The 16450-nt window shown below is 35.2% G+C and carries 15 protein-coding genes; 4 read left to right on the forward strand and 11 right to left on the reverse strand.

The annotated features are described in order from the left end of the window. Nucleotides 1-56 precede the first annotated feature (56 nt). Together AACV00_RS03835 and AACV00_RS03840 are read right to left on the reverse strand one after the other, a co-directional pair. Entirely contained in the window at nt 57-1457 is a 1401-nt protein-coding gene (locus AACV00_RS03835) for an amidohydrolase (protein ID WP_161679980.1), read from the reverse strand. Nucleotides 1458-1513: 56 nt separating this feature from the next. Continuing rightward, nucleotides 1514-1969, reverse strand: coding sequence for a YaiI/YqxD family protein (locus AACV00_RS03840; protein ID WP_004251194.1), 456 nt, complete (start codon nt 1967-1969; stop codon nt 1514-1516). A 251-nt stretch (nt 1970-2220) separates the two neighbouring features. Between AACV00_RS03840 and AACV00_RS03845 the strand changes: the two genes are divergently transcribed. Then, nucleotides 2221-3819 carry an ABC-F family ATPase gene (locus tag AACV00_RS03845; RefSeq protein WP_036918317.1) on the forward strand — a complete coding sequence of 533 codons (1599 nt, stop codon included), beginning with the start codon at nt 2221-2223 and terminating at the stop codon, nt 3817-3819. Between the two features lie 133 nt (nt 3820-3952). On the opposite strand, the gene AACV00_RS03850 is transcribed toward AACV00_RS03845, so the two are convergent. Further along, the gene (locus tag AACV00_RS03850) at nt 3953-4957 is read right to left on the reverse strand and encodes a hypothetical protein (RefSeq protein WP_161679982.1); all 1005 of its coding nucleotides are present in this window, start codon (nt 4955-4957) and stop codon (nt 3953-3955) included. Nucleotides 4958-5390: 433 nt separating this feature from the next. After that, a complete protein-coding gene (locus AACV00_RS03855) occupies nt 5391-5987 on the reverse strand; it encodes a TetR/AcrR family transcriptional regulator (RefSeq protein ID WP_012367925.1) in 597 nt (198 codons plus the stop codon). A 154-nt stretch (nt 5988-6141) separates the two neighbouring features. Between AACV00_RS03855 and AACV00_RS03860 the strand changes: the two genes are divergently transcribed. Further along, nucleotides 6142-7644: an MFS transporter gene (locus tag AACV00_RS03860; protein ID WP_004251198.1), complete on the forward strand. Its 1503-nt coding sequence runs from the start codon at nt 6142-6144 to the stop codon at nt 7642-7644. Nucleotides 7645-7647: 3 nt separating this feature from the next. Here the strand turns inward: AACV00_RS03860 and AACV00_RS03865 are convergent, their stop codons facing one another. Beyond that, nucleotides 7648-8535, reverse strand: a complete 888-nt coding sequence (locus tag AACV00_RS03865) for a LysR family transcriptional regulator (RefSeq protein ID WP_004242940.1) — start codon at nt 8533-8535, stop codon at nt 7648-7650. Nucleotides 8536-8607: 72 nt separating this feature from the next. Beyond that, complete coding sequence (gene accA, locus AACV00_RS03870) at nt 8608-9570, reverse strand: acetyl-CoA carboxylase carboxyl transferase subunit alpha (RefSeq protein ID WP_004251201.1); 963 nt, start codon at nt 9568-9570, stop codon at nt 8608-8610. A 262-nt stretch (nt 9571-9832) separates the two neighbouring features. On the opposite strand from accA, the gene ydeE reads away from it, so the two are divergent. Next, complete coding sequence (gene ydeE, locus AACV00_RS03875) at nt 9833-11017, forward strand: efflux MFS transporter YdeE (protein ID WP_060555444.1); 1185 nt, start codon at nt 9833-9835, stop codon at nt 11015-11017. 6 nt (nt 11018-11023) lie between these two features. Here ydeE and AACV00_RS03880 read toward each other — a convergent pair whose 3' ends face one another. After that, on the reverse strand, nt 11024-11869 hold the full coding sequence (locus AACV00_RS03880; RefSeq protein ID WP_004242935.1) for a helix-turn-helix domain-containing protein: 846 nt from the start codon (nt 11867-11869) through the stop codon (nt 11024-11026). 196 nt (nt 11870-12065) lie between these two features. Between AACV00_RS03880 and AACV00_RS03885 the strand changes: the two genes are divergently transcribed. Further along, nucleotides 12066-12611, forward strand: a complete 546-nt coding sequence (locus tag AACV00_RS03885) for a GNAT family N-acetyltransferase (protein ID WP_060555442.1) — start codon at nt 12066-12068, stop codon at nt 12609-12611. A gap of 68 nt (nt 12612-12679) precedes the next feature. Here AACV00_RS03885 and AACV00_RS03890 read toward each other — a convergent pair whose 3' ends face one another. The 4 genes from AACV00_RS03890 to AACV00_RS03905 all read right to left on the reverse strand — a co-directional run bounded on the left by AACV00_RS03890 (nt 12680) and on the right by AACV00_RS03905 (nt 16204). Then, on the reverse strand, nt 12680-13963 hold the full coding sequence (locus AACV00_RS03890) for a cystathionine gamma-synthase family protein (RefSeq protein WP_004248059.1): 1284 nt from the start codon (nt 13961-13963) through the stop codon (nt 12680-12682). 135 nt (nt 13964-14098) lie between these two features. Next, nucleotides 14099-14899 (reverse strand): MetQ/NlpA family ABC transporter substrate-binding protein, encoded by an 801-nt coding sequence (locus AACV00_RS03895; protein WP_004248058.1) that lies wholly within the window; start codon nt 14897-14899, stop codon nt 14099-14101. A gap of 216 nt (nt 14900-15115) precedes the next feature. Continuing rightward, entirely contained in the window at nt 15116-15637 is a 522-nt protein-coding gene (locus AACV00_RS03900) for a carbapenem self-resistance protein CarG family protein (protein WP_004242928.1), read from the reverse strand. A 189-nt stretch (nt 15638-15826) separates the two neighbouring features. After that, complete coding sequence (locus AACV00_RS03905; RefSeq protein ID WP_223231925.1) at nt 15827-16204, reverse strand: lysozyme inhibitor LprI family protein; 378 nt, start codon at nt 16202-16204, stop codon at nt 15827-15829. Between the last annotated feature and the right edge of the window lie 246 nt (nt 16205-16450).

The following is a 16450-nucleotide window of genomic DNA, read 5'->3' on the forward strand; positions in this document are numbered from 1 at the left end:
GGTGATTTGATATCAAATCACCTTTTATAAACTTATTAACGCTATATTAGTATAATCTATTTAACGACTTCACCACTATCAACAACGGTTTGACGTACTTTATTCGCGAAATTTTGAGCTTCACTGATAATCGCTTGTTCATCTACGGTTAACAGCTGACGATCTTCCATCAAAATTTTACCATCTACAATGGTATGACGAACATTACTTCCATTCGCACCATAAACTAATGCTGCATATGGGCTATACATAGGCACCATATTAGGTGCTTTAGTATCAACAACAATAATATCAGCAAGTTTTCCCGATTCTAAAGAGCCTAATTTATCTTCCATATGTAATGCCTTGGCTGAGCCTATTGTTGCCATTTCAACGACGGTTAATGGTGGCATTGCGGCGCGATCTTTATTCTCTAATTTATGAATTTTGCCTACTAAATTTAACTCATTCATCGTTGTGAGTGTATTGCTCGACATTGGACCGTCAGTCCCTAAACCAACACGAACACCTTTTTCTAGCATGGCAACAACGGGCGAAACACCTTTGGCTGATTTGGTATTAGCACTAATATTATGAGCAACACCTACATCATATTTCTTTAATAAATCAATATCTTGCTCATCAACCATAATCGCATGAGCGGCAATGACTTTATTATTTAAAGCGCCAATATCTGCCATATATTGAACTGGGCTTTTACCATCGGTTCGTTTTGCAATTTCTTCTTTCTCTCTATCGGTTTCTGCTAAATGGATCATCACAGGAGCATCAAGCTCTACCGATAGTTTAGCAATTTTTTGCAGGTTCTCTGTGGTATTGGTATAAGGTGCATGAGGTGCAAAGGCAGGAGTAATACGCGGGTGATCTTTATATTCATTAATAAAATTGACAGCATATTGAATGCCTTCTTCAGGGGTTTGTGCATCAGCCACCGGAAAATTAATCACTGATTCACCTAAGATGGCTCTATTTCCCATCTTATCAACCGTTTTAGCAACTTCATCTTCAAAATAATACATATCAACATAGGTAGTTACTCCCCCTTTTACCATTTCAACATTGGCGAGGTTTGCTCCCACGCGAACCATATCGCGAGACACCATTTTATTTTCTAAAGGGAAAATATAACGATGTAATCGGTCTGGCACGTCATCGGCTAAAGAGCGAAAAACCGTCATTGATGCATGTGTGTGGGTATTAATTAATCCTGGTATCACGATATCACCATCCACATCTAACACTTTGTTGGCTTGGTATTCTTGTGTTAACTCAGGCCCCCCAACGGCGATAATTTTATTTTCTTTTACAACAACCGTTCCTTGTTCGATAACCTGATTTTGTGCGTCCATTGTTAACACTGTGCCATCGACAATCATTAAATCAGCCTGTTTGGCTGCGTGACTAGTAAAAGAAACCGCCATAACAGCGAGTGCAAGCATTGATTTAGTAAATGACATAACTACCTCTCGGATGGTAAGAATATTCAAAAGTTTATTATTTTATTGATAATTTATTATTTTTTACGTTTTTGCTGTAGTAACCATTTATCCAACTCATTAGCAAAAAGTTGCCGGTCGCGCTGTGATAAACTTGCCGGTCCTCCTGTTTGAATGCCACTTGCTCTCATCGTATCCATAAAATCACGAATATTTAATCGTTCGCGGATTGTTGACTCTGTATAACGTTCACCTCGAGGATTGAGTGCAATAGCCCCTTTTTCGATCACTTCAGCCGCTAAAGGAATATCGGCAGTGATCACCAAATCATCTTGGTTTGCACGTTGTACAATTTCATTATCAGCCACATCAAAACCTGCAGAAACCTGCAATGTGCGCAAATAAGGCGATGCGGGTATACTTAATCGCTGATTTGCCACAAAAGTGATCACCACTTTTTCTCTATCTGCTGCCCGATAAAGTATCTCTTTAATAACTTTAGGACAGGCATCAGCATCAACCCATATCGGCATAGTAACTCTCTTTGATTGTTTCTTTTTGAAAATTAATCCTATTAAAATAACACATTCCCACTCATATCGTTATTTAAAGCAGATAAATCACATAGTCTTTTTGAGTTAAGTGTTAAGTGATTAACGCGTAAAAGTGCATGATATCGTAAAATAAGTCATCGACTAACCTTACTCTACTGTCTTAATGGGGTAAGTTTATGGCATAATGCCGCCCCATTATCTTTATCATTCACTAATCATGAGTATTCGTCTTGTTAATAAGTAATAATATCACTATGCAGTTTGGTTCGAAGCCACTGTTTGAAAACATTTCTGTTAAGTTTGGTGGCGGTAATCGCTATGGTTTAATCGGTGCTAACGGCAGCGGTAAATCCACCTTTATGAAAATTCTCGGTGGTGATCTCACGCCTACTAGCGGTAACGTATTCCTTGATCCTAATGAGCGCTTGGGTAAGCTAAAACAAGATCAGTTTGCTTATGAAGAGTTTACCGTGCTTGATACGGTAATTATGGGGCACGCTGAGTTATGGGAAATTAAACAAGAGCGTGAACGTATTTATAGCTTACCGGAAATGAGTGAAGAAGAGGGTTTACGTGTTGCCGATCTTGAAGTGAAATTCGGTGAAATGGACGGTTACACCGTTGAATCACGTGCCGGTGAATTATTATTAAACGTTGGTATTCCACTTGAGCAACATAATGGCCCAATGAGTGAAGTGGCGCCAGGATGGAAACTACGTGTGCTCCTTGCACAAGCCCTATTCGCTGATCCTGACATCTTATTACTTGATGAACCGACGAATAACTTAGATATTGATACGATCCGCTGGCTAGAACAAACATTAAATGAACGTAATAGCACTATGATCATCATTTCCCATGACCGCCATTTTTTAAATATGGTGTGTACTCATATGGCCGATCTTGACTATGGTGGATTAACAGTTCACCCAGGTAATTATGATGAGTATATGTTAGCGGCAACACAAGCGCGTGAACGTTTACTCGCTGATAATGCAAAGAAAAAAGCACAAATTAGTGAATTACAATCCTTTGTTAGCCGCTTTAGTGCTAATGCATCAAAGTCTCGTCAAGCCACTTCGCGTGCAAAACAAATTGAAAAAATTCAATTAACCGAAGTTAAAGCTTCCAGCCGACAAAATCCCTTTATTCGTTTTGAGCAAGAGAAGAAATTATTTCGTAATGCGTTAGAAGTAGAGAATATTGCTAAAGGTTATGAAGCAAATACGCCTTTATTTAAAGACGTAAATATGATGCTGGAAGTGGGCGAAAAAGTGGCGATTTTAGGCACCAATGGTGTGGGTAAATCAACCATGATCAAAACATTAGTGGGTGAATTAACGCCTGATAATGGACGCGTTAAATGGTCTGAAAATGCCACTATAGGTTATTATGCACAAGATCATGCCACTGATTTTGAAGTTGATATGACCGTTTTCGATTGGATGAGTTTATGGATGAAGCCAGAAGATGATGAACAGTCGGTGCGTAGTGTATTGGGTCGCCTTCTTTTCTCACAAGATGATATTAAAAAATCAGTCAAAGTATTATCTGGTGGTGAAAAAGGCAGAATGCTGTTTGGTAAATTAATGATGCAAAAACCAAACGTTCTGATTATGGATGAACCTACCAACCACTTAGATATGGAATCTATTGAGTCACTGAATATGGCGTTAGAACTCTATCAAGGGACGTTAATTTTTGTTTCTCACGATCGTGAGTTTGTCAGCTCATTGGCTAACCGCATTATTGAAATTACGCCTGAAAAAGTGACTAATTTCCAAGGCACTTATGATGAGTTCTTGGCTAAGAAAGGGATTGATGGTTAGTACCCCCCCTTATTTATTAATATAAAAAATAAAAGGCTTGGTGTTATTTTACGTTCCAAGCCTTTATTTTATTTAAAGATAGAGTTATAGCTGTAGCTATTGTCACTTAATTCATTGTAATTATGGGCGTTTGTTATTGGCGGAAGGAGATATACTCACTTGGTACTATATTATTTATATAAATATTATTTATAGTCTCATCAGTAATATTGAATTCAAGTGTTCTAATAAATGGATAGTTATAATCAATAATAGCTTTCCTTAATGATCCACAGGCTTTTTCTTTTTTGTTTTCATCTTTAAATAAAGTTTCCATTCCATGTTCTATAAATCCTTCTACTATATCTACATGAGGATTGCAGAATGACAATAATTTGATTTTAATTAAATTCAAAAACTCTTTTGAATTTTTATCTTTTATATTTAAAGAAACAGTATTCATCAAAAGTTTTATTTGAATATTTTTTCTATATTCTATATCGATATGCTGTATTATATTCATAAGTTTTTGTAATTTACAACGATCTTCAATTTTATCGTCTACACTAATTCTATAATTATTTATATTATATAAACGAACAAAATCTGTTACACCATCCAAATAACGCTCTACGTTAAAATAATTATTTGGTAGTAAGTCATTTTTTATTTGGGATAAATAGAAATTGTATTGATTAATATCATAATTAACATAATTAGGAATTTCATGTAGTCTTCTTCTTATATAACTTCTTATATTTCCTATGTCTTTTTCTATGCTTGGGTTTTTATTATGTATCCGATCCATCATGTCTTTAATTAAATTATCTAATAATACCTCACCATTATAAACGTTTTTTATAACAAATTTCATTTTTAAATCATAACCATCTTTTAAATATAAATGAAAATTATCTTTATATTGCGCCCCTGTCATAGAATATAATTCTGCAAAGCAATCAACCTTATCAAATATTGAATTTTTAGGATTGAAATAGGTATGATAAAGTAATTTAAGCACATGTTCTTTTTGACCATGATTAAACCAATCTTTTATTTTTTTCCAAATAGACATTGCATCTCTAGCTTTAGATGCGTGTGATAATTTGTTTATTTGCGAAGTTGATATATTTACTCCACCAATTGTTAATTTACTCATATAACACCTTAATGATAATTACATATTAATTGAAATGCTTCTCTTTATTTATATTGGGAAAATATTTTATTTTATCTTTTAATTACATCATTATATTAAAAATATAGGTAATATTAATTTCATGTGGTATTTAAATATATAAAGATTAATACATGTTTTTTTGTTTGAAATTTAACATTCTGTTGTTGTATGTTACCAACCACGAGTCAATCATAATCCCCTTTCATTTTTGATGAAATTATCATGTTGCTCTTTTGAAGTCCTACCTTATGGTTATGTTGCTAAGAAACAGACAACCGTATAAAAGTGATGCAACAATATTAGAAACACCACAAATGATTTCGGTTGTTAATCGCGCCCAATTTTCTTTTTTGTGACAGTGTCACGCTTATTTTATATCAACAACCCGAATATTCATTATTTAATAGTCTGGTTAACTTAATAATTGTGTAAATTGTCGATATAATAGCGCACCTAATGTTTGTGATGTGTATTCCGTACTGTGTTCTAAATTATCAACGGCAGCATGCATACCATGATAAATAAGCGTGCAGGTTAATTCAGGCTGTAGGACTTGCCACGTTTTATTCTCTGTCCCCCCCATTAATATCTTTTGTAACTGCTGTAGCGCTCTATTTTCATGAATATTACCGCTTTGATGAAAGACTTGATGAAAAAGCATATCGTGTAATTCTTGTTTTTCAACATAAGCAATAACGCTAGTTTCACACCACTGTTTTAATTTAGCGCGAAAATCTTGAATTTGGCAGCTTGCCATTGCTTGCTCAACTTTATCAATATACCAATCCATATATCGAGTTCGCAGTGCGTCGAGAATATCTGTTTTTGCCGTAAAATAGTGATAATACGTTCCTTTAGCGACCCCCGCTTGTTTTACAATATCGCTGACGGTTGTGGCATCAAATCCTTTTTCAAGAAATAGTGTTTCTGCGGCGTTCATTAACTCTTCTAAACGAACTTCGGCTGGCTTTGTTCTTGGTTTATCGATATTTTTTTCTTCTAATGACATTGCTCATCTCCCTCTAAGTGGCTGTTAAAGGGTACTCCATATTGAGAATAGCCACAATAACCGTAAATGAAACTTATTATCATCAATTGATTGACCGACGGTCAGTCGGATATTATGATACTACTATTATTTCACCATAAAGGTAATAAAACTTATGAGTTATACAAAACGGTTGTCACTTATTTGTGCTATCTGTTTAGGCACATTTATGGCCACTCTTGATATTAGTATCGTCAATGTTGCTCTACCTACTATTCAGAATGATATTAATGCCAATATGGCTACATTACAGTGGATTGTGGATGCTTATGCACTATGTCTATCAGCTTGTATTTTGTCTTCAGGGCCATTAAGTGATCGTTTCGGACGAAAAAAAGTGTGGCTCTGGGGGGTGATTATTTTCACTCTAGGCTCCCTTATCTGTGCTATTGCACAACAACATGAAATATTAATCCTTGGGCGTATTATCCAAGGTATTGCAGCTGCAGCCCTTATTCCTGGCGCATTATCACTTATTACACATGCCTTTCCTGTTGATATTGAACGTATCCGTATTATTGGTATTTGGTCTTCGGTTAGTGCATTATCGCTGATTATTGGCCCTATCCTTGGTGGTGCATTAGTTCATGCCAGTGGTTGGGCAAGTATATTTCTTATTAATATTCCTATTGGTGCTATTACAGTATTACTAGGCTGGTATGGATTAAGTGAAAGTGCCGATCCTGAGGATGTTGCGTTAGATCCCCTAGGACAATTAACCAGTATCTTGGGATTAGGTTTACTAACCTATGGTTTTATTGAAGCTGGCTCTGTAGGTTGGTCTGATTATCGTACTGTATTCGCATTAATTGTCGGTCTGATTTTTATTACCCTGTTTGTTATAGTCGAAAAACGTATTGAACGCCCGTTATTACCGCTATCGTTATTTAAAGATCGCTCGTTTTTCCAATATAACCTTTCCTCTTTTACTTTGGGATTTGCCACTTATAGTAATGTCTTTTTTATCGCTTTTTTCCTACAAAAAGCACAAGGCTGGAGTGCATTAGAAACAGGTTTAAGAATGGCTCCTGAGTTTATCGCCATGGCTCTTTTTTCTATGTTATTTGGACGGTTCTCTCGTTATATATCTGTCAGAAAATTAATGATCTTTGGCTTTTTGTTGATTGCAATATCTTCTTGTTTATTGGCAACATTAGCAACAAATAGCCCTTACGCAATAACAGGAAGCTATTTATTTATCTTAGGTGCAGGAATGGGATTAGCGACACCCGCAATCGGAGTTTTAGTGATGAAAAGTGTAGCACCGTCTCGCTCGGGCATGGCGTCTGCAACCATGAATGCATTAAGACAAACCGGTATGACAATGGGAATTGCGTTATTAGGTACATTAATGATACAGCAAGCAATTAATTATATGATGATACAAAGTCAAGCATTAGGAATAGTGGCAGAACCGATTAATATTATTACGTTAGTAACAGAAAATAAAACCGCTTCCCTAGATAATCAGTTGGTTGCCCTATTACCTGAAGCATTTAATTCAGGATTTGCCTATGCCATGCTAACCGCAGGACTTTCCTGTTTTATTACTCTGTTTATTATGCTTTTTCCTTGCAAAGAGAAACAAGGTGCACTTTCTCAGCAGATAGCGGATTAATTATTATAAACGCTGAGTTAAAAATGCAAGAAAATGTTCAATATTACGTGAAAGCGAACGACGACTTGCATATATCGCGACTAAACTAATTGATGCGGGCTGTTGAGGAAAAGAAATAGCTCGCAATTTGCCTGCCTTTATCGCATCAAGGCAACAATGTTCAGCTAAAATAGCAAAACCTAAACCTTTTAATACGGCAGCTTTGGCTAAGATAGCACTATTTACACGATAACAGCTATTAATTGTCACTTTTACAGGGTTCTGCTCTTTATCAATAAAGATCCACGGCTGCCCTTCTAATGCACTTAAACTGGAAATACAAGGTAATTGGCTTAGTTGTTCAATATCTGTAGGGATACCCGTTTTTGCTAATAAGCTCTCTGAGGCAACAACAATACTACGCCACGACTTTATGAGACGTGAATGGTAGCTACTATCGGCTAATTGGCCACGATGAAATGTTAGAAGTAAATCAATATCATCTTCTATAACATTTCTTGGCATTAGCTGCGTATCACATTGAATGGTTAAGTTAGGATGAAGTGCAGCAAAATCCGCTAAAATATCGGCAAGTAACTCACTACCATATTCACTGGGTATCGTGAGTCTAAAGGTTCCTGTTAATGGGCCATCACTCGTTATATGTTCTACAACATTATCTAATTCATATAAGGTCTTTTTGGCTTGCTGATACAAGATTTTCCCTTGCTCAGTTAAACGCATTTTTCGCGTGGTTCTATCAATTAATCGGCAGTTAAGCTGTTGTTCTAGCTGTTTTATTGCCCTACTGACATTAGATGTTGGCATAGAAAGTGATCGTGCAGCACTGGCAAACTGTGCTTGCTCTGCAACCGCAGAAAAAATACGTAATAAATTAAGGTCAATTGACATAAAAATACTGCCTATATGGGGAGTATTGAATATAGGCAGTGTAACATTGATTGTTCTCTCACTTGAAAAGAATTAACAATAACCATAGGACATTAATTTTTGATAACGTTTCTCAAGCAGTTCTTCTTTAGAATAACGATTCAATTCTGTTAAATCTGCGAGGAGCTGTTTTTTTACGAATTCAGCCGCTTGCTGGTAGTGGCGATGTGCGCCTCCCAATGGTTCAGGAATAATCGAGTCTATAATACCCAATGCCTGTAATTTAGGTGCCGTCATTCCCATGGTTTGGGCGGCAATAGGCGCTTTATCAGCATTTTTCCATAAGATAGAGGCACAGCCTTCGGGCGATATGGCAGCATAAGTACTATATTGCAACATATTTACTCGATCCCCCACACCTATTGCTAATGCACCACCAGAAAAACCTTCCCCTGTTATTGTACAAATTATCGGTGTTTTTAATCGGGACATTTCAAGAATATTTCGTGCTATGGCTTCTGATTGCCCCCGCTCTTCAGCGCCAACCCCCGGATAAGCACCCGCGGAGTCAATAAAAATAATCACTGGTAAATGGAAGCGTTCAGCCATTTTCATCAGGCGTAATGCTTTCCGATAACCTTCTGGTGATGGCATACCAAAGTTTCTTTTTACTTTCTCTTTAGTATCTCGCCCTTTTTGTTGACCGATAATCATCACTGGTTTTCTATCTAAACGCGCTAACCCTGCAACAATCGCTTTATCATCAGCATAAGCACGATCGCCGGCCAACTCTTGGAAATCAGTAAAAATAGCTTTGATATAATCTAATGTATAAGGGCGCATAGGATGACGTGCTAACTGTACGATCTCCCAATCCCCTAAATCAGAAAATATAGAGCGTGTTAATGAAAGGCTTTTTTGGCGAAGTTTGGCGATTTCTTCGTCTATATCAACTGCCGTTGTTTCATCTTGAGACTGTTTAAATGCAAGTAATGCATCTATTTTCTCGTCTAATTCAACAATAGGCTTTTCAAATTCAAGATGAATAATAGACATAATTTGCCTCTTAGCTAAATCGGGTTATATCAAACTATTTAGTCTAGAGAAAACTAACTTATTGTTATAGAGATATTTTTGATAAACAGTGTTATCAAAAATGGGATAATAAAATAGGTAGTGGTTAAAAAAATTTATTTTCTAGCTTTTATCTCTATACAGTTATTTATAAGTTATGTATAAATATACAGCTGGACAGTTTTCACCAGAAAATTACCAAACACAACAATAATCCATTAATACAAATAATTAAAATGATAATATGTTCTCAAAAAAATCTCGTTCTACAACTGCACTACTCTTTTCATCACTTATTCTGACTATAGGAAGAGGTGCAACACTGCCTTTTATGGCGATATACTTATCACGACAATATAAATTGCCTGTTGATGATATTGGTATCGCAATGTCTATTTCACTGACTACGGGGATAGTATTCAGCCTTGCCTTTGGTATGCTGGCAGATAAATTTGAAAAAAAACGTTATATGGTTTTTTCTATTATTACCTTTATTATCGCATTTGCTGCTATCCCAATGGTCAATAGTACTATTTTAGTGGTTATCTTTTTCTCAATTATTAACTGTTCCTATTTAGTCTTTTCTACGGTATTGAAAGCTTATTTTTCTGAAACTCTATCAATATCAGCAAAGCCTAAAATATTTTCACTAAACTATACTTTTATTAATATCGGGTGGACGGTTGGCCCACCTATTGGCACATTATTATTAATGTATGGTACTCAATTACCTTTTTGGTTAGCGGCAATATCCGCCAGTATTCCTTTATTTATGATCCAATGTTTTGTGCAACGTTCAGTGGTAGACCATTCCACAGAAGAAAATAGTGTAAAGTGGGAGCCGAAAATAATGCTAAAAGATAAGGCATTAGGCTGGTTTGTGCTTTCAACTTTTTTTGGCACATTAACTTTTGGTACATTTGCTTCGTGTATTTCGCAATACCTTTTAGTTGTTTATGATGCTAAATTGGCTGAATCTGCTATTGCGGTGATCCTCCCCGTCAATGCGGCCATTGTCGTCTCATTACAATATATCGTCGGTAAACAAGTGGTTGCTGAAAGACTACGTAAATTAATGACCTTAGGCACACTCTTTTTTATCTTAGGATTAGCGGGCTTTATGCTGGCGGGTGATAATTTAATTTTCTGGGCAATGGCGATAGCAATATTTACCTTTGGTGAACTGATTTATGCACCTGGTGAGTATATGATGATCGATAATATTGCGCCGTTAGGAATGAAAGCAAGTTATTTCTCTGCACAATCTCTAGGTTGGTTAGGTGCTGCATTAAATCCACTTGCTAGTGGTTATATCCTGACAACCTTGCCCCCTATTTCGTTATTCGCTATTTTAATGGGGATCGCAGTACTAGCTTGGCTTTGTATGCTGCAAGGTATGAACTACAGTGAAAAAAGAATAGCTGCTTAATATATTTTATTGCCGTTGATATTGTTGGCGATATCCAGATAAGGAACAATCAGTCTCGCGCTTAAAATAACGGCATAGATATGAGGGATCGTCAAAATGGAGTTTTATGGCGATCTCATTTACTGATAGCGTAGTGTGCGTCAATAACGCTTTTATTTTAAGAATTACTTGTCTATTAATCAGCGTCTTAGGAACATCATTAAAATATTGTTTAGTGAGCTGTGATAGATAAAACGGTGTGATGCTAAGGCGATTTGCATAATAGGCAACGTCTCTGTGCTGGTGGCTATGTTTTATAACTAATTCCCAAAATTGCCAACATAAGTGCTCTTTACGGCTGAATTCTTTTTTAGATAAGGAATAATGAGATGGTATTAATTCTGTTATCGCAAAAAAAAGATTTTGTAACTGCCCTCTCAACATTAACTTTCTATGATCAGTATAACTTTTATCTATATATTTTAATTGTTCCACCCAATTGTTTATGGCGTTTAAGTGAACCGTTGAAGGGCGACAAATGGGGTTTTCATGCAAAAATGTAAACAAACTATTTGAAAGTGCATAAGCGATCTCAGAGGCAAAAGATTTCTTAAGAAAACAATAAAAAATACGAAAATTAGCTGATTTACGTTGCAATGTGACCATTCTATCATCACCGAGTATCACTATATCATTCGCTTTAATGGTTTTTGTTTGAAAATCTATATTAATAACAGCCCTGCCATCTAAACAAATAATAACCACAACATAAGATAATGCTAATGGATAGCCTAATTCATTATGCATATCGCTTTCACCAATAACGGCATACTCCGAAGGGATATTTAACTTTAATAATGATTGACTAAACATAAATTATTCACTCTATTGCATATTGCTACTGTTTTTATTTTTAATAATCTCAATGTTAATCACAAGAGCATTAATGGATTTAGTTGTCAAAAGTACCGATAACACCTTAATTAATCCATTCAGTTTTATATTGGCTCTCTTTAAAATACGATCATCCTAACATAATGAAACATACGTTATAACAGAGCTAAATTGTATGAAAAAATTACAAACAGAACGATTATTATTACGTCCATGGCGAATATCAGATGCAGAGAGCCTCTATTATTATGCGAGGGATAAGCGAGTAGGCCCTATCGCTGGCTGGCCAGCACATAAAAGTGTTGCTGAAAGTACCGAAATTATCCAGACTATATTTATGCGTGATGAAGTTTATGCTGTCACATTGCTCGATGATGATAAAGCGATTGGTTTAATTGGCTTATCTTTTTGCCATGAGAGCAATTTCCCTATAGGGGATAATGATGCCGAAATTTCTTATTGGATTGGTACTCTTTTTTGGGGGAAAGGACTTATTCCTGAAGCAGTGAAAGCGCTTATTTGTCATAGCTTTGAGACTCTACAATTAGATAATCTATGGTGTGGTTATTTTGCAGACAATGTAAACTCGAAGCGAGTACAAGAAAAGTGTGGATTTAAATATCATCACATAATTAAAGATCAGTATGTGGAGTATTTAGACGAAATAAGAACAGAAGTTATTTGTCGTTTAACCAAAAGTGAATGGCAAAAACAACAATAAAAAACAGCAAAGCAAAAAAACAACGGATTATAAATCTTATAATCCGCTGTTTTGCTATTGTTTATCCATTAAACATGATCTAATGCTTGAGATAAGTCAGCAATAAGATCATAAGGATTTTCAATACCAATAGATAAACGAATGGTTGTTTCTTGAATACCTATATTGTGGCGTAATTCCATAGGAACACCTGAATGTGTGGTAGAGCCAGGATGACATGCCAATGACTCGGTTCCTCCCAAACTCACCGCTAATTTAAATATTTTCATCGCATTGAGAAAACGAAAAGCTTCTGCTTCACCACCAACAATATCAAAGGAGAATGTTGATCCTGCGCCTGTGCATTGTCTAGCAAATACTTGACCTTCAATACTATTTTCATCTACAAAAGGTAAATAGTGGATCACTTTCACTTTTTCATGGTCACGTAGAAATTGTGCAACTAATAGCGCATTTTGATTGGCTTTTTCCATGCGAATTTGCAATGTTTCTAAAGAGCGGCCTAACATCCAGCAAGAATGCGCATCAAGTTGTGTCCCTATTGCACCTCTTAATAGGCGAACTTGATTAATAAGCTCGCGTGATCCCATTGCAGCACCGGCGACTAAATCAGAATGTCCACCCACATATTTTGTTAATGAATAGAGTGAAATATCAGCGCCTTGCTCTATGGGATGTTGATAAACAGGTCCTAATAAGGTGTTATCGCAAATAATAATAGGTCGATAGCCTTGGCTTGTTTCTAATTTATCCGCAACGATTTTTAACGCTTGAATATCAACCAGTGAATTAGTTGGATTGGCGGGAGTTTCGGCAAATATCACCGCAACTCTCCCTTTTTGGCTAGCCATTTCAGCTTGCGATTGGATATGTGCTAAATTTAAACCATCTGTAAATGGTGTTGCTTGAATACCGAACTTAGCGAATGTTTTGGCTATTAATGTTTCTGTTCCACCATAAAGTGGTTGAGAATGTAAAATAACATCGCCAGGTTGTGTAAAAGCCATTAATGTCGTTGTAATAGCTGACATTCCCGATGAAAAGAGGACACATGATGCTGTGTTTTCATAAACTGCTAATCTATCCTCAACGATCTCACTATTAGGTTGGTTAAAACGAGAATAGACTAAACCCGCTTTTTCTCCTTCTGGAAGGGGTTTTCTTCCACTTACCGTATCAAAAAAATTTTTCCCTTCTTCTGCACTTTTAAAAATAAATGTCGATGTTAAAAATACAGGAGGTTTGACAGAGCCTTCCGATAACAATGGATCGTATCCATAGCTCATCATTAACGTTTCTGGAGATAATTGATGTTCGCCAATATATTGTTTTTTCAGTTGAGAACTAGACATTTTTTATTTCTACTATTTATGAATTATAAAGTTTCTATCATCATACTGAAAAAACTTCATATTGTTAGATTGTTTTATTAGGTATAGAAACTCATAGTTATATTGAACTGTTTGTTTTTTAACCTGAAATATGTTCTACCACGCCTTAACCGCGTCCCCTTTATACATTTCTTGCACCTTTAATTCGACTTGTCTTGAATGTAAAACAGTAATTAATTTCTTTATTTTTTCATCATTCATATTATCTATACGAGTAACAACAACATTGGCATAAGGCGAATGTTTATTCTCCATAATTAAACCGTCGCGGGTAGCAAGTAAGCCAATTTGAGAGGAAAAATTATTGTTGATAACCGCCATCGTAACCTCAGGATCATCAAGGGCTTCAACTAACATGGGAGTTTCAACTTCATGAAATATCAAGGCATTAGGATTATCAATAATGTCTTCAACGGAAGGTAAAAAACCAACTCCCTCTTTTAAAGAAATGAGGTGATTTTCTGCAAGTAATAATAAAGCTCGCCCTTTCATACTTGCTTCATTAGGAATGGCAACCACATCACCATATTCGAGTTCGCTAATATCGCTTATTTTCTTTGAATACGCGGCTAACGGGAAAATGTACGTTTTGCTGGCAATATGAAATTTGTAATTGTGGGCTTTTATCTCTGATTGTAAATAAGGAATAGATTGAAATACATTTACGTCTACTTCTCTATTTTCTAGGGCTTTATTAGGACGTTCATAGTCGTTAAATGCAATAACTTCAACATTTAATCCTTCGGTAAGTTTAGCTAAACGGATCACTTCATCCCAAATGACTTGGTCTGGTCCAGTATTGATTGCTACTTTGACGACATCTGTATCTTCTTGCGAACAAGAGACAGAAAATAAGCTTATTGAGGCTAGAAGCAAACCTGTAATAATTTCCTTCATAACTCCCTCTTAAAAACGGAACATGACAAACACAAAATTATCAGCATATTGATGATTAAGAAATATCCTAAGTGTAGATTAATAACAAGGAATGCCAAATGATACAAGTGATCGTACTATATAAAGAGAGGTATATGAGAGGAAATAAGGTAATTGGTTGATATTAAAAAGAAAAATAATTCAATAAAGTCAACGCATTTACAACCTATGCGTGTATCAATCTCGAATTAATTTATTTATGCAGGGATCAACAAAAGCATCATCAACATTAAGATAAGTAGAATTGGTTACGCAATATGCAGAAAATGCCCATTTATATTGTTTATCTTGTTTCGTGATAGTGTAACTTGAAAAACGTATAGGTGTTGATTGTAACATATCATTACCTATTTTCTCACCGCTCACTAAGATAACTTGATTTTTTTTCTCTATAAATTTGAAGTTAGAGATTTTAATATCGCTGTTTTCAGCTTTATTATCAAATAAGCTAAGAGCATTATCATAAATTGAAGGTACAATATAAACTTGTTCATCTGCATCTTTTATATAAACCGTGACCATATTAATTGATGATGCATCATTTAATATACGCTTAGATTTAACGACAATATCTTTTACACCATCACCGTTAAAATCAATCAAATTAATACCGTATGTTAGTTTTATATCTGCAGAAATAGCAATAGTGGATAAGGATGTAAGCAATACTGCTGCGCCTAATTTCGTCATTATATTCATATCATATCTTCTATTTTTAATTGCTACTTTATAATTTAGAGTACTTTACAGGTGGAATTAGTCAAGTTATTTAATGTTTCAAAATAATACAAAAATAATAATTTTATATAAATAAAAACGATAGATTTTGATAAAAAACAATACTTTTAAAATGAGTAGCCTATTTTCAAGATAAGAAGTTCTTTAGTCTTAATATAAGGCAATATAGTTTTTCAGATCATTAATTCTTTCTATGGTTTTATCTTTTAAGCAGCTACTGTAAACCATCGGAGCCAAACTGCCACCTTGGTAATAGTCCGCCTCATATTGACATGAGAGGTCACGAAATGTCATCCAAACTGACTGTGCATGCTGTAACTGTTGTTGTCGTTTAGTTTCTAATTTCGCATAATATTGTTGATAAATTTGTGACAGCTCTTCATCTTTTTGTTGAAAATCTTGGTATGCACATTGGTTAATTTCTGTTTGTGTTTCCGCATTACGACAATCAAAATTATCCGCTTGTAAATGTATTGACCAAAATAAGATCCCCCCTGATATTGCACTTACAAAAATAACTTTTTTCATCATACCATCCATTGTTACCTGAAAAATAATTGAATAATGCTAACATTATTATAATAAGAAAGGCTATATCATTAAATTATATCTATTATTTTTTATTTTAATCAGGCGAAAATAGCCACAAATAGGTCTATTTATTACTATCATATTTGGAGGGTTCATTTTTTGAATATAAATAATTTAGAATATTTAAGCTAAAAAGAACACTTATAGCTTTTTAGCTAAATATTATTATATTTTATTTAGAAT

The sequence above is a fragment of the Proteus sp. G3927 genome (genome assembly GCF_963894685.1).
GTDB lineage: Bacteria > Pseudomonadota > Gammaproteobacteria > Enterobacterales > Enterobacteriaceae > Proteus > Proteus mirabilis.

What these genes read in the sequence shown, in the direction of transcription:
- AACV00_RS03835 (WP_161679980.1), bottom strand. Translation starts at nt 1,457, where the DNA reads ATGTCATTTACTAAATCAATGCTTGCACTCGCTGTTATGGCGGTTTCT.
- AACV00_RS03840 (WP_004251194.1), bottom strand. Translation starts at nt 1,969, where the DNA reads ATGCCGATATGGGTTGATGCTGATGCCTGTCCTAAAGTTATTAAAGAG.
- AACV00_RS03850 (WP_161679982.1), bottom strand. Translation starts at nt 4,957, where the DNA reads ATGAGTAAATTAACAATTGGTGGAGTAAATATATCAACTTCGCAAATA.
- AACV00_RS03855 (WP_012367925.1), bottom strand. Translation starts at nt 5,987, where the DNA reads ATGTCATTAGAAGAAAAAAATATCGATAAACCAAGAACAAAGCCAGCC.
- AACV00_RS03860 (WP_004251198.1), top strand. Translation starts at nt 6,142, where the DNA reads ATGAGTTATACAAAACGGTTGTCACTTATTTGTGCTATCTGTTTAGGC.
- AACV00_RS03865 (WP_004242940.1), bottom strand. Translation starts at nt 8,535, where the DNA reads ATGTCAATTGACCTTAATTTATTACGTATTTTTTCTGCGGTTGCAGAG.
- accA (WP_004251201.1), bottom strand. Translation starts at nt 9,570, where the DNA reads ATGTCTATTATTCATCTTGAATTTGAAAAGCCTATTGTTGAATTAGAC.
- ydeE (WP_060555444.1), top strand. Translation starts at nt 9,833, where the DNA reads ATGTTCTCAAAAAAATCTCGTTCTACAACTGCACTACTCTTTTCATCA.
- AACV00_RS03880 (WP_004242935.1), bottom strand. Translation starts at nt 11,869, where the DNA reads ATGTTTAGTCAATCATTATTAAAGTTAAATATCCCTTCGGAGTATGCC.
- AACV00_RS03885 (WP_060555442.1), top strand. Translation starts at nt 12,066, where the DNA reads ATGAAAAAATTACAAACAGAACGATTATTATTACGTCCATGGCGAATA.
- AACV00_RS03890 (WP_004248059.1), bottom strand. Translation starts at nt 13,963, where the DNA reads ATGTCTAGTTCTCAACTGAAAAAACAATATATTGGCGAACATCAATTA.
- AACV00_RS03895 (WP_004248058.1), bottom strand. Translation starts at nt 14,899, where the DNA reads ATGAAGGAAATTATTACAGGTTTGCTTCTAGCCTCAATAAGCTTATTT.
- AACV00_RS03900 (WP_004242928.1), bottom strand. Translation starts at nt 15,637, where the DNA reads ATGAATATAATGACGAAATTAGGCGCAGCAGTATTGCTTACATCCTTA.
- AACV00_RS03905 (WP_223231925.1), bottom strand. Translation starts at nt 16,204, where the DNA reads ATGAAAAAAGTTATTTTTGTAAGTGCAATATCAGGGGGGATCTTATTT.